The sequence below is a fragment of the Methylomonas koyamae genome (assembly GCF_006483455.1).
Classification (GTDB): Bacteria; Pseudomonadota; Gammaproteobacteria; order Methylococcales; family Methylomonadaceae; genus Methylomonas; species Methylomonas koyamae_B.
In genome coordinates this window covers 111750-132162 of the sequence record NZ_PPPU01000025.1, presented here as the reverse complement: position 1 = coordinate 132162, position 20413 = coordinate 111750, and the positions used below count along the sequence as shown (strand labels likewise).

General features: G+C 56.5%; 24 protein-coding genes. 7 read left to right on the top strand and 17 right to left on the bottom strand.

Features of this window, described 5'->3' with window-relative positions:
- Positions 1–122: 122 nt before the first annotated feature.
- Positions 123–581, top strand: a complete 459-nt coding sequence (locus tag C2U68_RS14145; RefSeq protein ID WP_140913112.1) for a hypothetical protein — start codon at positions 123–125, stop codon at positions 579–581.
- Positions 582–747: 166 nt separating this feature from the next.
- On the opposite strand, the gene C2U68_RS14140 is transcribed toward C2U68_RS14145, so the two are convergent.
- From C2U68_RS14140 to nifB, 7 genes are all read right to left on the bottom strand, one after another.
- Complete coding sequence (locus C2U68_RS14140; protein ID WP_140913111.1) at positions 748–1350, bottom strand: nitrogen fixation protein NifQ; 603 nt, start codon at positions 1348–1350, stop codon at positions 748–750.
- A gap of 41 nt (positions 1351–1391) precedes the next feature.
- Positions 1392–1742 carry a 2Fe-2S iron-sulfur cluster-binding protein gene (locus C2U68_RS14135; RefSeq protein WP_140913110.1) on the bottom strand — a complete coding sequence of 117 codons (351 nt, stop codon included), beginning with the start codon at positions 1740–1742 and terminating at the stop codon, positions 1392–1394.
- Between the two features lie 20 nt (positions 1743–1762).
- A complete protein-coding gene (locus C2U68_RS14130; protein WP_054763155.1) occupies positions 1763–2050 on the bottom strand; it encodes a 2Fe-2S iron-sulfur cluster-binding protein in 288 nt (95 codons plus the stop codon).
- A 204-nt stretch (positions 2051–2254) separates the two neighbouring features.
- Positions 2255–3535, bottom strand: coding sequence for an FprA family A-type flavoprotein (locus C2U68_RS14125; protein ID WP_140913109.1), 1281 nt, complete (start codon positions 3533–3535; stop codon positions 2255–2257).
- Entirely contained in the window at positions 3532–3957 is a 426-nt protein-coding gene (locus C2U68_RS14120) for an ArsC/Spx/MgsR family protein (RefSeq protein WP_140913108.1), read from the bottom strand. Before C2U68_RS14120 ends, C2U68_RS14125 begins: the two co-directional genes overlap by 4 nt.
- A 5-nt stretch (positions 3958–3962) precedes the next feature.
- The gene (locus C2U68_RS14115) at positions 3963–4247 is read right to left on the bottom strand and encodes a 4Fe-4S dicluster domain-containing protein (protein WP_140913107.1); all 285 of its coding nucleotides are present in this window, start codon (positions 4245–4247) and stop codon (positions 3963–3965) included.
- Positions 4248–4340: 93 nt separating this feature from the next.
- Positions 4341–5834, bottom strand: a complete 1494-nt coding sequence (gene nifB / locus C2U68_RS14110) for a nitrogenase cofactor biosynthesis protein NifB (protein WP_140913106.1) — start codon at positions 5832–5834, stop codon at positions 4341–4343.
- A 384-nt stretch (positions 5835–6218) separates the two neighbouring features.
- Between nifB and C2U68_RS21645 the strand changes: the two genes are divergently transcribed.
- From C2U68_RS21645 to C2U68_RS14095, 4 genes are all read left to right on the top strand, one after another.
- The gene (locus C2U68_RS21645) at positions 6219–6653 is read left to right on the top strand and encodes a hypothetical protein (protein ID WP_260839361.1); all 435 of its coding nucleotides are present in this window, start codon (positions 6219–6221) and stop codon (positions 6651–6653) included.
- On the top strand, positions 6590–6787 hold the full coding sequence (locus C2U68_RS21835) for a hypothetical protein (RefSeq protein WP_409563859.1): 198 nt from the start codon (positions 6590–6592) through the stop codon (positions 6785–6787). The genes C2U68_RS21645 and C2U68_RS21835 overlap by 64 nt, the downstream gene beginning before the upstream one ends.
- Positions 6768–7277 carry a hypothetical protein gene (locus C2U68_RS14100; RefSeq protein WP_140913105.1) on the top strand — a complete coding sequence of 170 codons (510 nt, stop codon included), beginning with the start codon at positions 6768–6770 and terminating at the stop codon, positions 7275–7277. Before C2U68_RS21835 ends, C2U68_RS14100 begins: the two co-directional genes overlap by 20 nt.
- 88 nt (positions 7278–7365) lie before the next feature.
- Complete coding sequence (locus tag C2U68_RS14095; RefSeq protein WP_186289613.1) at positions 7366–8235, top strand: autotransporter outer membrane beta-barrel domain-containing protein; 870 nt, start codon at positions 7366–7368, stop codon at positions 8233–8235.
- A 121-nt stretch (positions 8236–8356) separates the two neighbouring features.
- On the opposite strand, the gene C2U68_RS14090 is transcribed toward C2U68_RS14095, so the two are convergent.
- The 7 genes from C2U68_RS14090 to C2U68_RS14060 all read right to left on the bottom strand — a co-directional run bounded on the left by C2U68_RS14090 (position 8357) and on the right by C2U68_RS14060 (position 16210).
- Complete coding sequence (locus tag C2U68_RS14090; protein ID WP_140913103.1) at positions 8357–8881, bottom strand: PepSY domain-containing protein; 525 nt, start codon at positions 8879–8881, stop codon at positions 8357–8359.
- 54 nt (positions 8882–8935) lie between these two features.
- Positions 8936–9562: a LuxR C-terminal-related transcriptional regulator gene (locus C2U68_RS14085; RefSeq protein ID WP_140913102.1), complete on the bottom strand. Its 627-nt coding sequence runs from the start codon at positions 9560–9562 to the stop codon at positions 8936–8938.
- A gap of 604 nt (positions 9563–10166) precedes the next feature.
- A complete protein-coding gene (locus tag C2U68_RS14080; RefSeq protein WP_140913101.1) occupies positions 10167–11279 on the bottom strand; it encodes an ABC transporter permease in 1113 nt (370 codons plus the stop codon).
- 3 nt (positions 11280–11282) lie between these two features.
- Complete coding sequence (locus tag C2U68_RS14075; RefSeq protein WP_140913100.1) at positions 11283–12404, bottom strand: ABC transporter permease; 1122 nt, start codon at positions 12402–12404, stop codon at positions 11283–11285.
- Positions 12401–14164 carry an ATP-binding cassette domain-containing protein gene (locus C2U68_RS14070; protein ID WP_140913099.1) on the bottom strand — a complete coding sequence of 588 codons (1764 nt, stop codon included), beginning with the start codon at positions 14162–14164 and terminating at the stop codon, positions 12401–12403. The genes C2U68_RS14075 and C2U68_RS14070 overlap by 4 nt, the downstream gene beginning before the upstream one ends.
- The gene (locus tag C2U68_RS14065) at positions 14161–15189 is read right to left on the bottom strand and encodes an efflux RND transporter periplasmic adaptor subunit (RefSeq protein WP_140913098.1); all 1029 of its coding nucleotides are present in this window, start codon (positions 15187–15189) and stop codon (positions 14161–14163) included. Before C2U68_RS14065 ends, C2U68_RS14070 begins: the two co-directional genes overlap by 4 nt.
- 376 nt (positions 15190–15565) lie before the next feature.
- Positions 15566–16210, bottom strand: a complete 645-nt coding sequence (locus C2U68_RS14060; RefSeq protein WP_140913097.1) for a collagen-like protein — start codon at positions 16208–16210, stop codon at positions 15566–15568.
- A gap of 525 nt (positions 16211–16735) precedes the next feature.
- On the opposite strand from C2U68_RS14060, the gene C2U68_RS14055 reads away from it, so the two are divergent.
- Together C2U68_RS14055 and C2U68_RS14050 are read left to right on the top strand one after the other, a co-directional pair.
- A complete protein-coding gene (locus C2U68_RS14055; RefSeq protein ID WP_140913096.1) occupies positions 16736–17272 on the top strand; it encodes a hypothetical protein in 537 nt (178 codons plus the stop codon).
- 14 nt (positions 17273–17286) lie between these two features.
- Positions 17287–17679 carry a hypothetical protein gene (locus tag C2U68_RS14050; RefSeq protein ID WP_140913095.1) on the top strand — a complete coding sequence of 131 codons (393 nt, stop codon included), beginning with the start codon at positions 17287–17289 and terminating at the stop codon, positions 17677–17679.
- Between the two features lie 205 nt (positions 17680–17884).
- On the opposite strand, the gene C2U68_RS14045 is transcribed toward C2U68_RS14050, so the two are convergent.
- From C2U68_RS14045 to C2U68_RS14035, 3 genes are all read right to left on the bottom strand, one after another.
- Positions 17885–18418 (bottom strand): REP-associated tyrosine transposase, encoded by a 534-nt coding sequence (locus C2U68_RS14045; RefSeq protein WP_140913094.1) that lies wholly within the window; start codon positions 18416–18418, stop codon positions 17885–17887.
- A gap of 355 nt (positions 18419–18773) precedes the next feature.
- The gene (locus C2U68_RS14040) at positions 18774–19160 is read right to left on the bottom strand and encodes a diacylglycerol kinase (RefSeq protein ID WP_140913093.1); all 387 of its coding nucleotides are present in this window, start codon (positions 19158–19160) and stop codon (positions 18774–18776) included.
- Positions 19161–19221: 61 nt separating this feature from the next.
- Entirely contained in the window at positions 19222–20274 is a 1053-nt protein-coding gene (locus C2U68_RS14035) for a PspC domain-containing protein (protein ID WP_186289612.1), read from the bottom strand.
- Positions 20275–20413: the final 139 nt, after the last annotated feature.

The following is a 20413-nucleotide window of genomic DNA, read 5'->3' as shown; positions in this document are numbered from 1 at the left end:
TCAAGTCACCTGCTGGGTTTCGCGTTGCTCTACTCAGCCTACTACCCCCTTGTTAGCATAACAAGGCTCCCAAGCGGAACAGTGGCTGTCATCCGTACATTAGACTCACGTTGAGGTATTTCATGCAAATCATAGTTACCCTTACGGATGCGTTGTTTGTCCTGACCGGTATCGGCGTTATTCAATTCCTTCTTGGTTTGTGGATCAAGGCTCGCATCGAATCCTCGATCAAATCAGAGTATGACAAGCTATTAGAGGACTATCGATTTGACCTTAGAACTAGAGAACAAGCGGCCAAGGCTGCCGAATACATCGCTCTAGCACGGAATCTTAAATTAACGTCGACTGAGGCGGATTACTGTCGCGCGAATCAATTGGCGTGGGAATTAGCGCTCTGGTTACCAGACGACCTTTATCGTAATCTTGGTAAGGCGTTAGCATCTCCATCGCCCGACAACAATATTCTGTCTGTACTCATCGAGATTCGAAAATTATTGCTGAAGACACCAGGAACTCTTAACGATACAGAGGTAATTCACCATGCTCAAAACGTTAGAGCAATTCGGTCTCTTGGCAGTTAAGCAGCGCGCTAACCCTCTGATTGCGGTACCGTAGATCCGGTAAACAATGCGCACCACGTCGTTCGCACTTGGTGCGGTACGTAAACTCAATGCACCCTAAGTCTGCTATTAGCATTTTTGATTTGTCTGACGGTTCTGAAGCCCAAACCCACCAGCGCCTCTCCCCTCAATCCTCCGGCCCAAAACACTGCTGGTAGTCCTTGCAGACTTCGCAGGACGGCGCCCGGCAGACGTACAAACCCTCGGCTTCGCAGAGCTGTTTGTACAAAAATTTCTTCCATTTCATATCCTTGCTGTTGCGTGCGACCAGGTTGGGAAAGTTGTAGGCCAGCATCGCCGACAGATCGGCGCGCGACCACAAACCCAAGTCCTGCCACAAATGGTCGCTGCCCAGGCAGGCGGCGACGATCAGCGCAATCAGCCATTCGGTATCGGCGCCCGGTTGCGCGGCGAATTGGCGCAATAGCGTTTCCAGATCCTGTTTTTCCAGCATCCGGCTGTAATCCAGGGTGTGGCCGGACACGGCGGCCTCGGCCAACATATAGCCGGGAAAATGGCTAGCCAGCAACGCGACGAATTGCTCCGGCGCCAAACCCAGCCGATCCGGCAACGCGCCCTCTCCCACCGCCCAACTGGCGATGATTTGCGCCAGCCAGACGCTGTTGGGCGACCAGCCGGCGCACGCCGCGAGTTCCTGATAAATTTGCTGCCGTGACTTTGGCGTAACCGCTAGACTCGGAATAGTTTGGGTCGGTTCTAGAGCAGGCATGCAATTCATTTCGGTCCTCCGGCGTTTATGGATGGAACGGACTAATACTCAACGCGGATGTCTTCGTCCCTGACGATCATCTGGCAAGCCAGACGCCATTCGCAGGGCAGATCGTCGACGATCATTTTCTCCAGCTCTTCGCCGGTGACCTTGCCGAGCTGCTTTAGCACCGCTTTTTCTTTTTCGGTCAGCGGGCCGCCCATGCGTTGGTTCTTCTTGTCGATACTGGTGACTTTGACCAGACAGGTACCGCATTCCCCGTCTTCGCATTCGAAGTGGATGGGGATTTTGTTCTCCAGCGCCAGCTTCAACACGGTTTGGGTGTGGCTGCCGGCGACGGCGTAAACGGTTTTGTCCCGGTATTCCGGGCTTGAAAATGTGACTAATGCCATGTGTTGTCTCCTTGAACGGCTTACACCGGTTTGACGGAAATCTCGCCGCCCAACACCTGCGCCTGACAAGCCAGACGGTTGTGCTTGCCGGCCATGTTTTCCCGCAGAATTTTGTCTTCCAATACCGAGGGCTCGGTCAGATGATTCCAGCCCGACGTCACTTTCATGATGCAGGTGCCGCAATCGCCCTCTCGGCAGCCGTAGGTAATGCCGGAACCGACCTTCTCGGAAACCTCGATGATGCGGGTGCCGGCGGGTACGGTGACGGTGACGTTGATGTCTTCGAATGTAATGGTCGCTTTGGCCATTGAAAAAACTCCTTACGCTATTTAAGTGTCATCTCGGCAACCTCCAATCTGAGGACTGCCGTTTTGGAATCCGCAAAGATTCCCGATTCCCGCCGACTCGAAAGCCGGCGGGGTTCGCCTATCCGTCCTGGGATCGGCTTAGCCGGCCTACTGCACCGGCTCAACGCGTGACGTATGTCTAAAACTGTTGAACACGCATCCGGCTCAGGCCAGATCCGCAAAATTAATCACTTTCGATAAGCGGGCGCCGGTCAACTCCTGCGCCAGCTCCAAGCCAAAGGCCGTGCATTCCAGGATTTCGTCGTCGGTCGGGATCAATTTCACCCGCAAGCCCGGAATCGGCACCCGCAATTTCAGGCCGCGCAAGCGGTCCTCGACCAAACGCACGCCCTCACCGGTCCAGCCGTAAGAACCGAACACGCCGCCCAGTTTGTTCTTTAAATTCACCACCGCCAGCGACGACAACAAGTCCCAGATCGGCTTGACCGCGTCGCCGTTGATGGTCGGCGTGCCCAACACCAGGCCGTCGGCTTCCTCGATCAGATCGACGAAGGGCCCGACCTCGCCGCCTTCCAGGTCGTACAGCGACACCCGCACGTCCTCGACCTGCATCGCTCCCTGGTAAATCGCCTCGGCCATGCGCCGGGTATTGCCGTAGGAACTGATGTAAAAAATCAGCAGGGTTTTCTGGTTGGGGCTGAGTTCGTTATGCAAGGCCGGGCTGGACAGTTGCCGGTAGCGCTGGATGTAATGCTGCGGTCGGTCGCGCAGAATCGGGCCGTGGGTCGGCGCGATCAGGGTCAACGGCAAAGGCTCGATCAATTCCAGCGCCCGCACCACGTACTCCTTGAACGGCCGCATGATGTGGGCGTAGTAGTATTCGAACGAGAAACGGAAATCGCCGACGCTGTCGTTGAACAGACGCTTGTCGCAGAAATGGCAACCGAACACGTCGCCGGAAAACAGCATCTTTTCTTCCGGGGAATAGGTGCACTGGGTATCGGGCCAATGCAGATACGGCGTGTGCAAAAACTCCAGCCGGCGGTCGCCCAACGATACCGAATCGCCGGTCACCACCGGCGTAAAGCTCAACGCGTCCTGCTTCAGCAGGCCTTTCAGCATGGTTTGGGCTTTTTGGGAAATGAACAATTGCGCCTGCGGCGCCCGCCGCATCAGTTCCGGCAGCGCCCCGGTATGGTCCGGTTCCAGATGGTTGAGGACGATGACTTTGATTTCGCTGTAATCGGCGACGCTTTCCAGCCGGGCGAAAAAATCGCCGGCGAAGCCCTCCTTGACCGTGTCGATTACCGCGACACCCTCGCTGCCGCGGATGACGTAGGCGTTGTAGCTGGTGCCGTTGGCGGTTTTTAATATGATGTCGAAGATGCGCAGATTGGGATCGAAGGCACCGACCCAATACACCCGCTCGGATAGCGGCACGGCAATCGGTGTACCGTCGTCGCTTTCCAGCTTGACGCCCTTCATGGCCCGTACGCCTCGGCGCGGGCCTGGCGCGGGCAGGTCTCCAGGTCTCTGCCGCTGGGCGCTGATTTCAATCCCAGCCAGGCATCGACTTCGGCTTCGTCGAAGCCGGACACCCGCCGCAGACCGGATTCCATCAACGGCCGCCGGATCAACAAGGGTTGCTCCACCATCAAGGCGATCGCCTGCTGTTCGTCGAGTGTTGCCGGGTCGATCAGTCCCTGCTTGATCGCCGGCGCGCTGCGGTTAAACCATTCCGCGACCGGCTTGTCGCCGAAAAACGAACGCAGCTTGACCTGCTGCTTGGCCCAGGGCTGCTGCAACAAGTCGTAGACCACCAGCAAATGGCCGGCTGCGCTCAATAGCTGCTTTTGCCGGGTGTTGTTCAAACAGCCCGGCTTCTCGTAAAAGTGGACGGTAGCCATAGCCGTCAGTGGGCTTGGAGTTCCGCCATCACCTCGGCCATTCTCTCCGGTGGAATGCCGGTCAACGAACCGGGCGGATTGATCGCCAAACCGTTTGCATCCAGGATCGCACCCTCGATCGGGCAGATGCTGGCGCATTGGGTGTCCTGGTAATCGCCTTCGCATTCGGTGCATTTGTTCGGATTGATCCGAAAATGTCCGGCTTTGCTGGACATGAAAATCGCCTTGCTCGGGCACAAAGGCTCGCAGGCGTAACAGTTGACACAGGATTCAATGATTTGTAGAGCCATGACGTTCGTCCTATGCAGGCCGGGTTACGGCCGTAACCCGGCATTGGATTCGATGGCCGGGTCGCGCGTTAACGCTAACCCGGCCGAGGTTTATTAAGCGGTTGCCCGCTCTTCGGTAGCGCTCTCGTCCAGCTTGCCGGCGGCGGCCAACTCTTTGTAAACCGCCATCACCGCATCCTCGATCGGTTCCATCGCGTGCTCGCCGTTGGGTTGGATACCGGCTTGCTCCAGCATGTCCCAAGGCTCGTAGCCGATTTTGGAGCACAACACCACTTCGCAGCCTTCCAGCGCCCGGATCGTGCGTTGCAACACGCTCTCGCCGTCGCCGCAAGTGTCGTCGCCGCTGCAGTACAAATCGGTTTTGCGGTGGCTCATGAAGCGCACGCCGTCCGGCGAGGCTTCGTAGATCAGGAACTCTTTGGCATGGCCGAAGTGCTGGTTGATCACGCCCTGGCCGCTGGTGGCGATGGCCATCAACACCGGACGAGTATTGAGCTTGGGCTCGTCGGCATGGCCGGCGGCTTTTTCAGCTTTGGCGGCGCGCTTGCTATGCATTTCCTCGGCAATCGCTTCGTGGATGACTTTGCGTTTTTCCATCGCCGATTGGTAATCGATCTCCATCGCCTCGATCTTGTCCATCGTGAACTCGTCGCCGCGGTCTTCACCCAGCAGACCGACCGCGTCGGCCCGGCATTGGCGGCAGTGGCGCATCATGTTCATGTCGCCGGAACAGGCGTCCTGCAGATCCATCAACTCGTCCTGAGTCGGGCCGCGTTGGCCCATCACGCCGTAGAAAGTGCCGTGTTCGGCTTCGGCGATCAGCGGCATCACGTTGTGCAGGAAAGCGCCCTTGGCTTTGACGATTTTGCTGACTTCAGCCAAATGCTTGTCGTTGACGCCGGGAATCATCACCGAGTTGACTTTGACCAGAATGCCCCGGGCCGTCAGCATTTCCAGGCCTTTTTGCTGCTGCTCGATCAGAATTTTCGCGCCTTTGACGCCCTTGATCCGCTTGTTCTCCCAGAAAATCCACGGATAGATTTGGGCACCGATTTCGGGATCGACGCAGTTGATCGTGATCGTCACGTGGTCGATGTTGTGTTTGGAGAGTTCCTCGACCGATTCCGGCAAGGCCAGACCGTTGGTGGAAACGCACAGTTTGATGTCCGGCGCTTCGGCACTCAGCCGACGGAAGGTTTCGAAGGTGCGTTCCGGATTGGCCAGCGGGTCGCCGGGGCCGGCGATGCCGAGTACGGTCATTTGCGGAATGTTGGCAGCCACCGCCATGGTTTTTTTCACGGCCTGATCGGGAGTCAGCAACTCCGATACCACGCCCGGACGCGATTCGTTGGAGCAATCGTATTTGCGGTTGCAATAATGGCATTGGATGTTACAGGCCGGTGCCACCGCGACGTGCATCCGCGCGAAATAGTGGTGGGCGTCTTCCGAATAGCACGGATGGTTTTCCACTTTGGCCCGGATCTCGTCGGACAAGTGGCCTAATTGGTCGTCCGATGAGCCGCAGGAGTGGGAGGAGCAGCCGCCGCCGCTGGCCGCTGGAGTTTCGTTCAAAACTGGCAATTCCATGATCTTCACCTCGCTTAAATGGGTTGCAAGAGAGATAGCACAGGCCATGCCAGTTATTTTTCGATCGTAACCATATGATTTATTGGATTTTTCAAATCAAGCAACCTTCAACTTGTCGCAAATATCACATGCCGATGTTTGTAAGAGCACAAACCATCGCGTCGAATTGTCGAAATTTCGGAAACCATTGGGATTTGCGGTCGGATATAGCCTGGCCCAACGCGGCAAGTTCGCGACGAAAACCCTACTTATTTTGAGTGTGGCGCCACAATCCGTGTGATAGACTTCACATAAATCAACATTCGCCTCCCCGGTGAATAGGGCTGCGCTGCTGGCCAACGGATAACGCGTCTACGACCTTAATATGGAGCTGGGCCAACGCTTATGAACAGGTTTCGTTCTCCCGCCGCGATGGGCGTTTTAGGATTTTCGGTCCGGTTGGGCGTAGCGTTTCTGTCCTTGCCGGGGCCGGCCCTTGCCGCGGTCTGTACCTGGGAGGGCGGCGACTCGGTCTGGTCCACCCCCGGTAACTGGAGCTGCGCGGCCGTGCCGGGCAATGCCGACGACGCGCTGCTGAATACGGACAACAACCTGGATCTGGATGTTGCCGCCACCGTCCAAAAATTCACCCTGGCTTCCCCCAGCGCCGTACTGCAAGGTAGCGGGCCGTTGACTTCGAACAGCGCATTCGATTGGCAATCCGGCACGGTCAGCGGCAGCGGGGTTTTAACCTCGAACACGACCTACAATCTGCAATCCGGTTCGTCAGTGGCGACAACAGCTACACCGGCACGATCCAGGTCAACGCCGGGACCTTGATTTTCAACGGCAGCGGCAACCACACGCTTACCGGCAGTTATACCGACGCCGGCACCTTGGAATTTCGGCGGCACCAACCAGTTCGCGACCGGCGCGACAATCGCCACCACCAATTTGACCTTCAGCGGCGATAGCAACCAGATCACCAGCGGCGGTACCAACACCCTGAACGCAGCGCTAACCGCGACCAATGCGACTTTTAGCGGCGCCGAAAACGTCGACACCACCAATATCAACGCCGGCTACACCGTCAGCGGCACCACGACAATCAATGGCGGCAAAGTCAATTTCGCCTCATCGACGCCGGCGATATTGGGTCAAACCCTGGTGATTAACGACGGCCACGTCACTTTCGCGGCGGCCGTCACCGAAGTCGACCAGTACATTCAGACCGGCGGCACCTTATCCGGACCGGGCGAATTGAGAGTGTCTTCGACAACCTTGTCCGGCGGTTCCATGCTCGGACCCGGCAAATTTATCATCGACGGCAGCGTCGGCGGCCAGTTGGTCAACCAGGGTACGCTAGGCGCCAATGGCAACAACCTGGTGTTGAACGGCCCGGTCACCGGCAGCGGCGCCCACGTCCGCCCCCTCTCCCGCAGGCGGCGCACCGACAAGCGCTGACCGCTCCGGCCAGGCGCCCGGCGCCACGCCCGGTTCCGGCGCGCTGTCGATCAATCTGCAAAGCGACCGGGACAGCCCGCCCGATTTATTGTCGTCGTTCAAGAACCTGGGGTTTTTCCTGAACGGCCAGTTCGAATGGGTGGACCGCAGCTCGACACTGGTGCAGCGCGGCTATCGCTCGGCGCTTTACGGCGTTACGGCCGGCGCCGACTACCGCTTCAGCCAGCGGTTTTTATTGGGTACCTCGATCGGTTACGGCAACACGTTCGCCGAAGTCGCCAACAACGGCGGCGACCAGTCCATCGGCGGCTATACCGCATCGCTGTTCAGCTCGTTGAATCTGACCGACAACTGGTATATCGATGCCGTCGGCAACCTGACTTACAACCAATACCATACCAACCGCACCACGGCCTATACCGACGCCAACGGCAATGCCGTCAACGAAACCGCAAAAAGCAAAACCGACGGCTGGCAACAGCAGTTGAGCCTGTCCAGCGGCTACGATTTGCCGGTCGGCGAGTGGACTTTCGGTTTGCGCGCCCGCGGCGAATACGCGCGTATGTCCATCGCCGGACGGAAGGAACACGGCGCCAATTTGGGCATGAACCTGATTATCGACGACCAGAAATACGATTCGCTGACCAGCGCGGTCGGCGCCGTCGTCATGCGCAGCTTCAGCCTGCCGTTCGGGGTACTGGTGTCGCAAATCAACGTCGAATACGAGCGGCAGTGGATAGACAAGTTACCCAGCATGAAGACCGGTTTTGCCGACCAACCCAACGTCAAATTCACCACCGCGTCCTACGTGGTCGACCAGGATTATTTGAACGTCAGGGCCGCGGTTTCGGCACAATTGCCTTACGGCGGTTCGGCCTTCGTGCAGTACGATACGACCTTGGGCCTGGAGAACACCTCGCGCCACGCCATCAATGCCGGGGTAAGGTTCGAGTTCTGATGTCGGGGCCGGAAATAAGCAGAGTGGAGAGGAGATTTGTTTAGAAAACCTCCTCCGCCCCCTGGTAGCTGAAGAGAGGAAGCGATTGCAACAGGACTGTCGCAATCGAGGAGATTATTGCTTAACGCCGTTCGTCGGCCTCTTCGCCGATTTCCCATTCCTCGGTGGCAGTCTCGATGATCTTGCCGCTGGCGGCATCGACTTCTATCTTGGTTTCGACGCCTTTGTCGTTGACGATATCGAATTCATAAGACGCGGCGCCGTTTTCCTCGATCTCATATTCGACTTCTTCTATGGTGCCGGGATTGGCTTTCAATGCGGTCGCCGCGGCGTCTTCTTCAGTAACCTTGACGCTCTTTTTGAAGGCCTGACTATTCGGATCGGCGACTTCCGATTCCCGCTCGGTCACTTTGCCGCTATCGGCGTCGCACATGAATTCCCATTCCTGACGGTTGCCGTCGCGTAATTCCAGCTCGTAAACACCCTTGCCGGCCACATTCAACTTCTCCAACTTGACCAAGTCGCCTGATTTTTCTTTTTTCACCGCCTGGATACAGCTTTCCAAACCCTGATCGGCCGCCACCGCACCCAGCGACAACAAACCCAAACCGGCCATTACCGCGGTTTTTACCGATATCTTCTTCATAACTCACCTCACATAAAAAAAGGAAAAATTCCCGAACGACGGGAATCATACCCTTCAACCCGAGATCAAGCCATGGCTTTCGGCAAATTTTTTCATCGTGTCCCGACCGTCCAAGCCAAGTTTCAGCTTCAACGAGGTCTGACAGTTGGAAACGGTCTTGGAACTGATGCCCAACTGCTCGGCGATGTCTTGCAAGGCAAATCCCTCGGCCAACATGCAAAACACGTCGAACTCGCGCGAGCTCAATGCGTTGAACGGCTCCAACAAGCGCTTGACGTGGCGGATCGCCAAGACTTGGGCGATATCCGGGTCCAGATAATAGGCCCCGCCCTGAACTCGATGGGCTATTTCGGCCAGACGTTGCGTATCCGTACCGAAATCGGCGACTCCAACCACGCCAGCCTGCAGGTAGGCCAAGGCCCGGCTGCCGCTAACACCCGACACGATCAATGCCCGACAATCGGGAGCCAGTTTGCGCATCTCAGCCACTTGTTGTTCGACACCAAGCCCCGCCCGGTCGGCAAACGCTACCACATCTGCTTGCAAGCAACCGCGCGTGTCACTTTGGCTCAAATCGGCACAAGGCGCAAACGCCAGTTGCACGCCAAGCTCGGCTAACACGCCGGCATCGATCGGATAGTCAAATAACGCGGACTGTACCATCAACAAACGGATGGGCACGGCATCTCCTTGACGAGAAAGAGGGACAAATTCAGGTTCTAGACCAGCGGAAATTGTATGCGTTATGCCGATGAATTGGCAGCGGAACGGCTTATCGGCCGATATTAACGTGCAATTGGCGGGAGTTGGCTTCCGTAAGGCGGACGAAGCGTCGAGGCCGGTCCGATTTCAGAAAGTTTAGCGGCCGCAGGCCGATAAAAAACGCATCCTTGCGTGGCGACATCCATGCCGCTCCAGTCCACTCGACATTAGCCGACCGGTTTCCGAAAACTAAATTCAATATTTGCAGCGGACGTTTTCGCAGCCTCTACGCGGCGCCTAATTACACCCTGCGCCGGGCACACCTTGGCTGCCGGCGAGTCCCCCAATCCGCTAGGGCCGGCATCAAACGGGAGTTGATTCGATATCCAAACTGGCCGAATTGGTCGCAGATACGACGCGAATCCATTGTCTTACTCCATCGCTCAGGAAATCCTCCCGAATTCCAGAATCAATGCGTTCTTGACCGAGTTCGGGAGTTTTTCCCGTGCGCCCGGCAAAAGACTGCTTGCGCTGAGACCAGCGCAACGCGAACGGTAGTAGCGTTTACCCTCTCCGGCGCAGCTCAATACAAGCGCTTGCGAAACAACCAGCCGGCGCAGCTCAGACAGAACAGGCCGATGATCGCCAGCGGCCAGTATTGGTCAAGCAAGTCGGCGGTCTGCAAGCCTTGCAGAAACACGCCGCGGATGATGACCAGAAAATAGCGCAGCGGGTTGATCAGCGTGAAATGCTGCACCAGCTCGGGCATGTTTTCGATCGGCGTGGCGTAGCCGGACAAAATCACGCCGGGCACGATCACCAGAAAACCGCCGAGCAGGCCCTGTTGCTGGGTCAGCGACAGCGACGAAATCATCAGGCCGACGCCGATCACCGAAAACACGTACAACACGATCCCCAGATACAGCGCCGGCAGGCTGCCCAGCAACGGCACCCGGAACCAGAACACGGCAAAAAAGATACTGAGCGAGGCCTCCAGCACGCCGATGATCAGGCCAGGTATCGCCTTGCCCAACAGAATCTCGGTCGGGGTAAACGGCGTCACCAGCAGTTGGTCAAAGGTGCCCTGCTCCCGCTCCCGCGCCACCGACAAGGCCGAGACCGTCATCGTCACCACCAGGGTCAGCAGGCCGACGATGCCCGGCACGATAAACCAGCGGCTTTCCAGATTGGGGTTGAACCAGGCCCGCACCACCAGTTCCGCCGGCGGCCCGGCCTGGCCGCGGCCGGCCGCCCAGTCGTTGTTGAACCGGCTCAATACCGAACGCAGATAACCCTGGGCAATCTGCGCGGTATTCGAATCGCGCCCGTCCAGCAACACTTGCAGACTGGCCGGCTGGTGCCCGCCGAGCAGATCGCGGCTGAAATTGCGGCCGATGTGCAACACCAGCAACACCCGCCTGCTGTCCAGCGCGGCAGCGATCTGCTCCTGCCGGGTAATCCGCAGCTCTTCGCGGAAGGCCGGCGCACCGGTAAAGCGGGCGATCAAATCCCGCGCCGCTTGTCCGCTGTCTTCGTTGTAAATCGCAATCGGCATCTGGTTCAGATCGAAGGTGGCGGCGTAGCTAAGCACGAACAATTGCACCAGCGGCGGCACGATCAGCACGAAGCGGCTTTTCTTGTCGCGCAGCAAATTCAAAAATTCTTTAGCCAACAAGGCATAAACCCGCCACCACATCGCTTACTCCAAGCGGCGCGGCGCGCGCCACAGGGCCAGGGCCAGAAAGGCCGCGGCCATCACCAACAAGGCCAGGGCATTGGGCAGAATCACCTCCCAGACGTCGCCGGCCAGGAACACGGTCTGCAAAATAGCCACGAAATAGCGCGCCGCGACCAGATGCGTGATCAGTTGCACCGCCGGCGGCATGCTGTCGATATTGAATATAAAGCCGGACAGGATAAACGCCGGCAGAAAGGTAACGATAATCGCGATCTGGCCGGCGACGAACTGGTTTTTGGCGGCAATCGAAATCAACAGGCCCATGCCCAAGGCCGCCAGCAAAAACAAGGTGCCGGCCAGCAGCAACACCCACAGCGAGCCGGCCAGCGGCACCTGAAACAAAAACACCGCCATGCCGATCGACAACAACATGCCGCCCATACCCAACAGGTAATACGGCAACAGTTTGCCCAGCAGCACTTCGCGCACCGTCACCGGCGTCGAAATCAAGGCTTCCATCGTGCCGCGCTCCCATTCCCGCGCCACCACCAATGCGGTCAACAAGGCGCCGATCAGGGTCATGATCACGGCGATCAAGCCCGGCACCAGAAAATTGCGGCTGCGCAACGCGCTATTGAACCAGATCCGCGCTTCCATCTGCACCGGCCGGTTTACCGTCCGGCCGCTGTGTTCGGCGTGGACGCCGAGCCATTTGTCCCACACGCCCTGCACATAACCGGACACCAGCCTGGCGGTATTGGCGTCGACGCCGTTCAGAATCACTTGAATCGGTGCCGGCGCATTGGTTTGCAAACGCCGGGCGAAATCGCTTTGCAAATGGACGATGCCGTTGATCTGCCGCGCCAGCAAAGCCGCTTCCGCCTCGTGCAGATTGGCGAAATAGCGCGGCGCGAAATAGTCGGACTGCGCGAAGCCGCCGGCAAATTCGCGCGCGGCCGGCGAGCTTTGCTCGATGACCAGACCGATAGGCACCTGCTTGGCATCCAGCGATACTCCATAGCCGAACAGCAACAGCAGAAACACCGGCATCGCGAAGGCAATCGCCAGACTGCTGGGGTCGCGCCAGACTTGCAGGAACTCCTTGCGCATCAAACCGCGCAAACGCAAACCGAAACCGCTCATCCGCCGGCCTCGCCGCCGGCTTCGACCAGCCGGATAAAGGCCTCTTCCATCGTCGTTACCGGCTCTGCGCCGCCGGCCTGGCTGCGCTGTTTGATCTCGGCCGGCGTGCCGGCCGCCAGAATGTCGCCTTCGCGCATGATCAGCAAGCGGTCGCAATATTCGGCTTCTTCCATGAAATGGGTCGTAACCAGAATCGTCACGCCCTGCGCCGCCAATTGATTGATCCTGGCCCAGAATTCGCGCCGCGCCAGCGGGTCGATGCCGGAAGTGGGTTCGTCCAAAAACAGGATTTCCGGCTCGTGCATCAAGGCGCAGGCCAACGCCAAGCGCTGCTTGTAGCCCAAGGGCAGATCGGCGCTGTTATGCTCCAGAAAGGCTTGCAAGCCGAATTGGCCCACCGCCCAATCGATCCGTTCCCGGCGCCGGCCCTGGTGCAGGCCGTAGGCCTGGCTGAAAAACTCCAGGTTCTGCCGGACCGACAATTGGCCGTACAGCGAGAATTTTTGCGACATGTAGCCCAGCCGGGCTCTGGCTTGCGAGGCGGCGCGGCGCAAATCCAGCCCGGCCACCTGCAAGGTGCCGTTGCTGGCCGGCAGCAGACCGCACAGCATGCGGAAGGTCGTGGTCTTGCCGGCGCCGTTGGCGCCTAACAAACCGAAGATTTCGCCGCGGCCGACCTGAAACGACAATTTTTTCACGGCCTGGAACCGGCCGAACCAGCGGTCGACCTGATCGACCTCGATCACAGGAGTCCGGCTGCCGCCGAGTTTGGCGCCCGCGCCGTGAGGGTTGAAACAAACCGTCTCCGCATCCGCTAGGCTGCTGTGGCACCGGGTCAGCAACAAAATAAAGGCATCCTCCAAACGCGGCGCCACCGGCCGGGCGATCAAGGTTTCGGCGCCCGGAAACAACTTGGACCAATCCGGCCGGCTACCCGGCCTGACCACGGTGCGTACCGCACCGCTTTGCACGACGCTGTCGACCACGTCGGGGTGCGCCGCCAAGCGTTGTTGCAAGGCCCGGTTCGAACTGCGGGGGCTGGACAGTAGGAAACTGCAATCCCCGGCCAGTGCGTGGAATGCGGCCGGCGCGTCCTGGTGCAGGATTTCGCCGCGATCCAGCAACACCACCCGCTGGCAGCGTTCGGCTTCGTCCATGTAAGCGGTGCTGAGCAATACCGTGGTGCCGAATTCTGCCACCAGCGTGGCGATGATCTGCCACAACTCGCGGCGCGACAGCGGATCGACGCCGACCGACGGTTCGTCCAGTAGCAGCAGCCGCGGCCGGTTCAATAAAGTGCAGGCCAAGCCCAGCTTTTGCTTCATCCCGCCGGACAAGCGGCCGGCCAGTCGCTCGCCGAACTTGGCCAGATTGGTCATCCGCATCAAATCGGCGAAGCGGCTTTGGCGCTCGGTTTGCGCAATGCCGTACAGATCGGCATACAGTTGCAGGTTCTCCTGCACGCTGAGGTCTTCATAGAGGCCGAAGCGCTGCGGCATGTAGCCGATCAGACTGTGCAACTGGCCGCCGGCCGTGATGCTATCCAAACCAAAGCTTTCGATGCGGCCGCGGTCGGGCAGCAGCAAACCGGCAGCCAAACGTAGCAACGTGGTTTTGCCGGCGCCGTCGGGTCCGACCAGCGCCGTGATGCCGCCGACCGGCAAAGCCAGGTCGATGTCGCGCAGGGCCGGGCCGGTATCGGCAAACGCCTTGCTGACCGCAGCAAAGCGCAGCGCGCAGGCACTAGCGGATTGGTTCACGGCCGCGGGCCGCAGCCCGGTTGCGCCAGCGGTTGCTGCCGGGTATCGATCGTCACGCTGACCGGCATCCCCAAGCGCAACTGGTCCTGGCTATCGCAGACGAATACCCGGATCTGGTAGACCAGGCTGGTGCGCAGTTCGCTGGTTTCGACGCTTTTGGGCGTGAATTCGGCGGTCGGCGAGATATAGCCCACCCAGCCGGGATAAGCCTTACCGGGAAAGCTGTCGCTGTAGACGCTGGCCGGCGCTCCGGGGCGGACCTTGCCCAGATCGGTTTCGGCCAGATAGGTTCTGGCCCACAGCGGCTCCGGCAGGGCCAGGGTCAACACCGGCGTCTGCGGGCCGGCCATGTCGCCCGGTTCCAGGATGCGGTTTTGGACGACGCCGGTCTGCGGTGCGTACAAATGGGCGTCGGTCCAGGCTTTTTCCGCCAGTTGCAGCGCGGCGCGGTCGGCCTCGACCTGGGCTTGGGCCGCCCGGATATCCTCGCGCCGCGGTCCGATCTCGGCCAATGCGTACTGCTGCTGCAAGGCGTGCAGCGACTCCCGCGCCGAGTCGTATTGGGCCTTGGCCCGATCCACCGACTCTACGGAACTGAGTTTGCGCGCCACCAGGGTTTTCAAGCGGGCCAACTCTTTTTCCGCCAGCACCACGGCGGCTTCGGCGGCTTTGACATCGTTACCGGCTTTGCGAATTTCCTGCGGCCGGGAGCCGTGCAATAGCTTGTCGAGCTGGTGTTGGCGCACGGCCAGCGTCGCCGCCGCCTGATCCTTGGCATATTGAAAACGTTCCAGCGCTTGCGTCGCCAACAGCTGGCCGCGCTCGACCCGCTCGCCCTCCTGCACCTCGACCCGCTCGATCCGCTCCGGGTCGCGAAAACTCAACTCGACCTGGCGGATATCGATATTGCCGTGCAGCAGCAACACATCCGGATCGCCGCCGTTTCGGCTGGCCTGCCAGCCCAGGCCGACTGCGCCAACCGCGAGTAACGCACCGATAATCGCCAACCTTCGTTTCGTCGCCACGCTCCGCTACCCGCCAGTTGTCCTGAAGCCTGCAGTATAGCCAATGGCCGAGTCCGGGTTAAGACGCCGGTGGGTTGCCCACAGGCAAGCTGGCACCCGTTTGAGATCAGTCCGCCCCATACTCGGGGAAATCGGTACTTGGCTCGTAACGGCCATTAGCCGCCGAATGGAATAAAAGTGTTAATGGCGAATATCTAGCCAAAAGCAGGCGTAGGGTGTGGTGAATTTACGAACCGCACCAATCGCGAACGATTCGGTGCACGTTGTTTACCGCATCCTAGCGAGCTGATAGGTTAAAGAAAAAGCATTGTTTGCTGACAAATCGGTTGGCCGTAATAATCGGTCCAATACTCATTTTTATCCCCCTATAGCAGTATTAACTAGCCACGCATGAACAGCAACTGGCTGCACGCTTCAAAATGCCGTTTTCGCTTAAACCGACGCCAGTACATGAACCTGTTTCTGCAGTTACGCTGCAACTCACCTGATTGATCACTCTGCTTATCGTCTTGCCGGCACAAGAGCACTGGTTAGTTGCGTTCGGAGGAAGATTAGATGTGCAACTCGCAAGCGACTTAACTGTTGGCCCAACTGGGCCTTGCGGTCCCATAGCCCCTGCCGGCCCTTGTGGACCAGTGAAACTCAGCCCCTGTTGAATTTCAACGGTGTATGGCGTTCCGTTAAACCAGTCAGGTCGGGTATTGCACGAAAACGTGTCATTGAAGGATATGTAAACAGGAGCCTTCGTTAATTGCGCCTGCATGAGGCTGGCTCGCCAAGCATTGCATATTTCTGGGGGAATGTACCCTCTTGTACCATCGTAGTAAACCGTGTCTGAGTCTCGATCGACGTGACATATTCGCCAATGATTAAAGCCGGGAGTATCTAATAACACGGTCAATGACTGATCTTGACCTTCGATGAGAATTGATTTGACTTTTCCTTGACATAGATAAGGTGCCGAGACGGCGATTTCAACTAAAAAAATCCAGAAAATAACGATAGAAAAAATTTTTTTCATAAGGGCAACTCCAAAATCAATTTGAATCACCCTCGGGCACAGCCGAGGGTGAAGACTTTTTTAATATTCTGGCAGGTCATGACGAGGCCAACTTCGCCCGTCTCCCTCCCTTTTATTTTTATTTGTTCTGATTATTCCTATCGTAAGAATACGAATTCAGACGATTCTGGTAGCAATCATGGCTTTCCCAGCTTTGCTGTGGCGATGGCGAATAACCCCGCTGAGATTCGAAAATCCCAGCGTTTCTTTGCCCTTCCCAGCTTGTACTACCGTCATGATTTCTAAATGGATTAAGTAAGTGGTTGTCGCTCATAGCTATTCTCCGAAATATTAAAAATCCCTACCAGTTGCTTAAAACGTCATCCGTTGACGACTTATAGAATAAACAAAAAACGCCGCAAGTCAATGATTTATTTAATTAAATCAATAACTTATATTTGATTAACTTGCCAGACTTGACCTCTCATAACTACAGTTGATATAAAATTCCAACATTGGAAAATTCATCAGTTTTTGGTGGTGGTTATGTCAGATAAAGAATCAATAAGAAGAGAAAACAGCAAAATCACTCCCACTCATTGCGGTGAAAAAATTAGGCAAATCATGAATGAAAAACGGATTTCGGAGGATCAAGTATTATCAAAACTTGGCTACCGCCCTCTCAATACCAACCCCAACGGATTTAGTCGATTTATAAAAGGACAATCCGCAATCGGACTGAATGGTTTGCTTGAGCTGGAGGATTTGCTAGATGTTGATATGCAGGATATTGTCAAGAAAGAATATGCGGAAAAATTTAGCAGTTTTAAGCTCAAGCATTTTGAGGATGAATGCAATCTCAATGCTTTTTTGTTTGACTATGAGGAGCGTCATGGTGGCAGATATGCCGTTTTGAACAGTTTCCCTAGCATGATTTATTATCCAAACGACGATCCTAATCGGAAAAAACGCTTCGATCTGCTCAACAAGAACGGAATAGACAACAAAGAATACTACCCCCTTAGAGCAATACTTGAATTCGCTTTTGGAAATTTTTCAAAATTCTCCAAAAACAGAAAATAGGAATCTTAAATAATGTGATCAGCTGTCACACCGGAGAAAATAAAGACGATCATCAGCGGATCAAAATCATCGTTGATAATGATAACTTTAACTACTCGCCATTTGCCGCAGACTGCGAAATAATTGATAGAAAAATACTGATAATTGCCGCACCTTTTTATTCAAATTCCGTTTTTGTTATGAAGTCAATACAGTATGTAGAAAAAAAACTATATTCTGATATAACCAGAGGCAGCAGAGATCATGTTATGGAACATAATCGGAGCCTAAAAATGCTAACCCTGCTTCGGGATTGCCTGGAAAGCAACGAATGTACAGTAAATGGCTTTCTTGAAAAGCTTAAAACTAATAAATCTAGCCTTTACGAACCAGTATTACACGTATTACCTTTTTTTGAACTTAAATAGACACTATATGCGAAACACAAACCTGAGTGGGCAAAATCAGGCCAAAAATTTGTTGAATGAGTCAATTGCAAGTTAATAGCTTGCGGTCAATGTATTGAATTTTTTCCGTTCATCATTAAGTGTGACCGGTTAAGTCTGAATTGCCGACATTGAATCAAGCGGAGCACGTAGGATGCGGTGAACAACGTGAACCGCATCGATCGCGTCACTCTCTCGCCGCTATCTTCGATAAGTTGATTTCATGCCCCCAATTCTCGGCATACAAACCTAATTTCACATAACGATGAAAGCTGGAATAAGGCCAATCTTTGACTACCTGAACCCATCCATGTTTGACTGGGTTCCAATGAATATAATCGATATGCTGCCGGTAGTCGGTTTCATCGCGAATCAGATGCTCCCAGAATCGCCTTTGCCAGACACCCCGTTCGCCTCGTTTTTCTCGACTTTTCGATATTCTCTCGCCTTTGGCGACTCGCCGGGAAAAATTGGCTTTGATTAATCCCCAGCGGGTAGAAAAATCGGAATCGCCAACCGGCAAGGTCAAAATGCAATGCAAATGCTCTGGCAGCACAACAATCGCGTCAATTTCAAAAGCGTGGCAGCTTTTAACCTGCGCGAAGGCGGTTCGTAGTGGATCGATCTGGTCTGTCAGCAATCGGTTGCCACGACGCTCAGCCAGATTGACCGTAAAAAACCACGTGGCTCCGGGATATTGAAAGCGGCGATAGTCTGTCATAGTTGTTATTTAGCTCCTTTCTCGATCGATGCGGTTCGTTCCTCACCGCATCCTACAAGGATATCTGCCTTACCAAAGGCATTTGCCATTTCCCGATAGAGTGAGCGATCTTTCATCACGGCCGGGCTACCCGCAAGGCACTTCGCCGTAAATATTTATTGTTCGCTCTCGCATCACATCAACCTTACGGGCCAGATCGTTTGAAAGCGCCGCTATTAGTCCAACCTGTTCCGACAAAGTCGAACCCAGCAAAAAATATCGCTGTCGCCAACCTGCTTCACCATGCACGACCGAAGCCTTTGCCAATCGGAAAACCGGCAGGCGAAGCGCCGGCCTGTATGCGCAATTTAATTGCTCAGGTTAACGCCTGCCATAACCTGCTCAATTCCGCGCCGACAACCGCAATCCAGATCAATATGGCGATGCCGGTGGCGGCGGCGGAGACGTCCTTGATGATACGGATTTTGTCGTTATGGCCGGATTCGACGAAATCACACAGCGCTTCGATGGTAGTGTTGAACATTTCCGCGATCAGCATCAAGCCGGTCGCGGCAAACACCGACAAAAAATCGAGCCATTGCCGGTAATAAAAACATGCGGCCAATACCGGCACCGACAGCACGCATTTGTAGGCGACACTAAAGTCGTAAACAACGGCGTAACGCAAGCCGGACAGGCACACCTTGATTTTGCGTAGCGGGTGGTAGCCCGGTTGGCCGGTGCTTAAAAACTTATTGCGCATGGGTGTTCCGGTTGGCCTGAAAGGTTGGGCAGGTTTACGCTAAGCCGTTGCGAAAGCGCAATCATTGCGACCAATCGTCCGTATGTTCCACAAATTTATCGCGCAGGAAGCGGCCGTGGATCGACAGGCCTTGGGCGTCGTGCCGATACAGGCTGGTCAGCATGCTATGCAGCGAGCGGTCGAGCAGGTCCAATTGTTCCGCCAATAAGGCATGCGCGGTCTTGCCCTGGCTCACCGGTTCGGTGCGGGCCAGCATGGGCGGCAGGGCCAGGTAGCGTTCGATGGCGCCGGGCAGGTAGTCGCCGGCGATTTGCTGCAGGTTGTAATGGTCGGGGTCGGTGGCGTCGGCGGTTTGCGGCAGGCGCGACAAGAGCGTCATCAAAGTATCGACGATGCCGGTGATTTTGCGTTCCACCTCGTCGTCGACCCTGCCGGCGACGCGGCGCTGCAGGGATTCCAGTTGCTGACGAACCGGCAACAGAACGGCTTGCTGCGTTGGGGTTTGGTGGGCGGCGGAATTTGCCCCGGCTTTCTCGATCCGCTGGTAATACAGCGTTTCCGCCGTCCCGCGCAATTGCGTTTCCAGGCGTTGCAACTCCTGGCCCAAACGTTCCTCGGCCGCGGAACCGCCCGCCGGTTCCGGATCGGACGGCGACAGACGCAGGTAGTGTTCTAGCATAGTCGGCAACTGTTCCAATACCGCGCGTTTGGCCGCGGCCAGTTCATTACTGCTGCGATTGGACAGACCGTCGAAATCCGGCAGCAGGTTCAGTACCAGTTGATGGGTATGCTCCAGCGCCGACCGGGCCGCGGGCTGGCGCAAGCGGGCCTGGGTGGTCTCGATCAGTTTTTCCAGGCGCCGGGCCTTGCGCCGCAAGCGCCAGGACAGTTCCGATACCGACGAGCGCCGCCCCGGCAGTACGATCCATAACACCAGGTAAAGCCAGAACGTCAGGCTGAAACTGAAAAATATCGAGCCGAGAAAAATAAACCGCACGGCGGTGACGCTAAAACCGGTATAACGCGCCAGCCCGCTGCAGACGCCACCCAACCGGCGCCGGTCGAGATCGCGTTCGAGTTTGCGGCTTGCGGCAGCTTCCGGGAATATTGGCATGGCGCCCTCAAAGAGTTGGGTTTTGGCGAGACGTGTCGAAAGCCGATCATACCCCAATTCGCCAGCCGATCCGAACCGAAACGGGCCGCGCGGCTGAACGCGATCGGGCGCCAATCCAATCCGGGTTATCATAGGCCGC

Excerpts from the sequence above, each read along its gene's own strand:
- C2U68_RS14090 (WP_140913103.1), bottom strand. The coding sequence starts at position 8,881 with ATGAAGAAGATATCGGTAAAAACCGCGGTAATGGCCGGTTTGGGTTTG.
- C2U68_RS14135 (WP_140913110.1), bottom strand. The coding sequence starts at position 1,742 with ATGGCATTAGTCACATTTTCAAGCCCGGAATACCGGGACAAAACCGTT.
- C2U68_RS14115 (WP_140913107.1), bottom strand. The coding sequence starts at position 4,247 with ATGGCTCTACAAATCATTGAATCCTGTGTCAACTGTTACGCCTGCGAG.
- C2U68_RS14145 (WP_140913112.1), top strand. The coding sequence starts at position 123 with ATGCAAATCATAGTTACCCTTACGGATGCGTTGTTTGTCCTGACCGGT.
- C2U68_RS14125 (WP_140913109.1), bottom strand. The coding sequence starts at position 3,535 with ATGAAGGGCGTCAAGCTGGAAAGCGACGACGGTACACCGATTGCCGTG.
- C2U68_RS14055 (WP_140913096.1), top strand. The coding sequence starts at position 16,736 with ATGTCAGATAAAGAATCAATAAGAAGAGAAAACAGCAAAATCACTCCC.
- C2U68_RS14120 (WP_140913108.1), bottom strand. The coding sequence starts at position 3,957 with ATGGCTACCGTCCACTTTTACGAGAAGCCGGGCTGTTTGAACAACACC.
- nifB (WP_140913106.1), bottom strand. The coding sequence starts at position 5,834 with ATGGAATTGCCAGTTTTGAACGAAACTCCAGCGGCCAGCGGCGGCGGC.
- C2U68_RS14040 (WP_140913093.1), bottom strand. The coding sequence starts at position 19,160 with ATGCGCAATAAGTTTTTAAGCACCGGCCAACCGGGCTACCACCCGCTA.
- C2U68_RS14130 (WP_054763155.1), bottom strand. The coding sequence starts at position 2,050 with ATGGCCAAAGCGACCATTACATTCGAAGACATCAACGTCACCGTCACC.
- C2U68_RS14060 (WP_140913097.1), bottom strand. The coding sequence starts at position 16,210 with ATGAAAAAAATTTTTTCTATCGTTATTTTCTGGATTTTTTTAGTTGAA.
- C2U68_RS14045 (WP_140913094.1), bottom strand. The coding sequence starts at position 18,418 with ATGACAGACTATCGCCGCTTTCAATATCCCGGAGCCACGTGGTTTTTT.
- C2U68_RS14075 (WP_140913100.1), bottom strand. The coding sequence starts at position 12,404 with ATGAGCGGTTTCGGTTTGCGTTTGCGCGGTTTGATGCGCAAGGAGTTC.
- C2U68_RS14080 (WP_140913101.1), bottom strand. The coding sequence starts at position 11,279 with ATGTGGTGGCGGGTTTATGCCTTGTTGGCTAAAGAATTTTTGAATTTG.
- C2U68_RS14035 (WP_186289612.1), bottom strand. The coding sequence starts at position 20,274 with ATGCCAATATTCCCGGAAGCTGCCGCAAGCCGCAAACTCGAACGCGAT.
- C2U68_RS21645 (WP_260839361.1), top strand. The coding sequence starts at position 6,219 with ATGAACAGGTTTCGTTCTCCCGCCGCGATGGGCGTTTTAGGATTTTCG.
- C2U68_RS14140 (WP_140913111.1), bottom strand. The coding sequence starts at position 1,350 with ATGCCTGCTCTAGAACCGACCCAAACTATTCCGAGTCTAGCGGTTACG.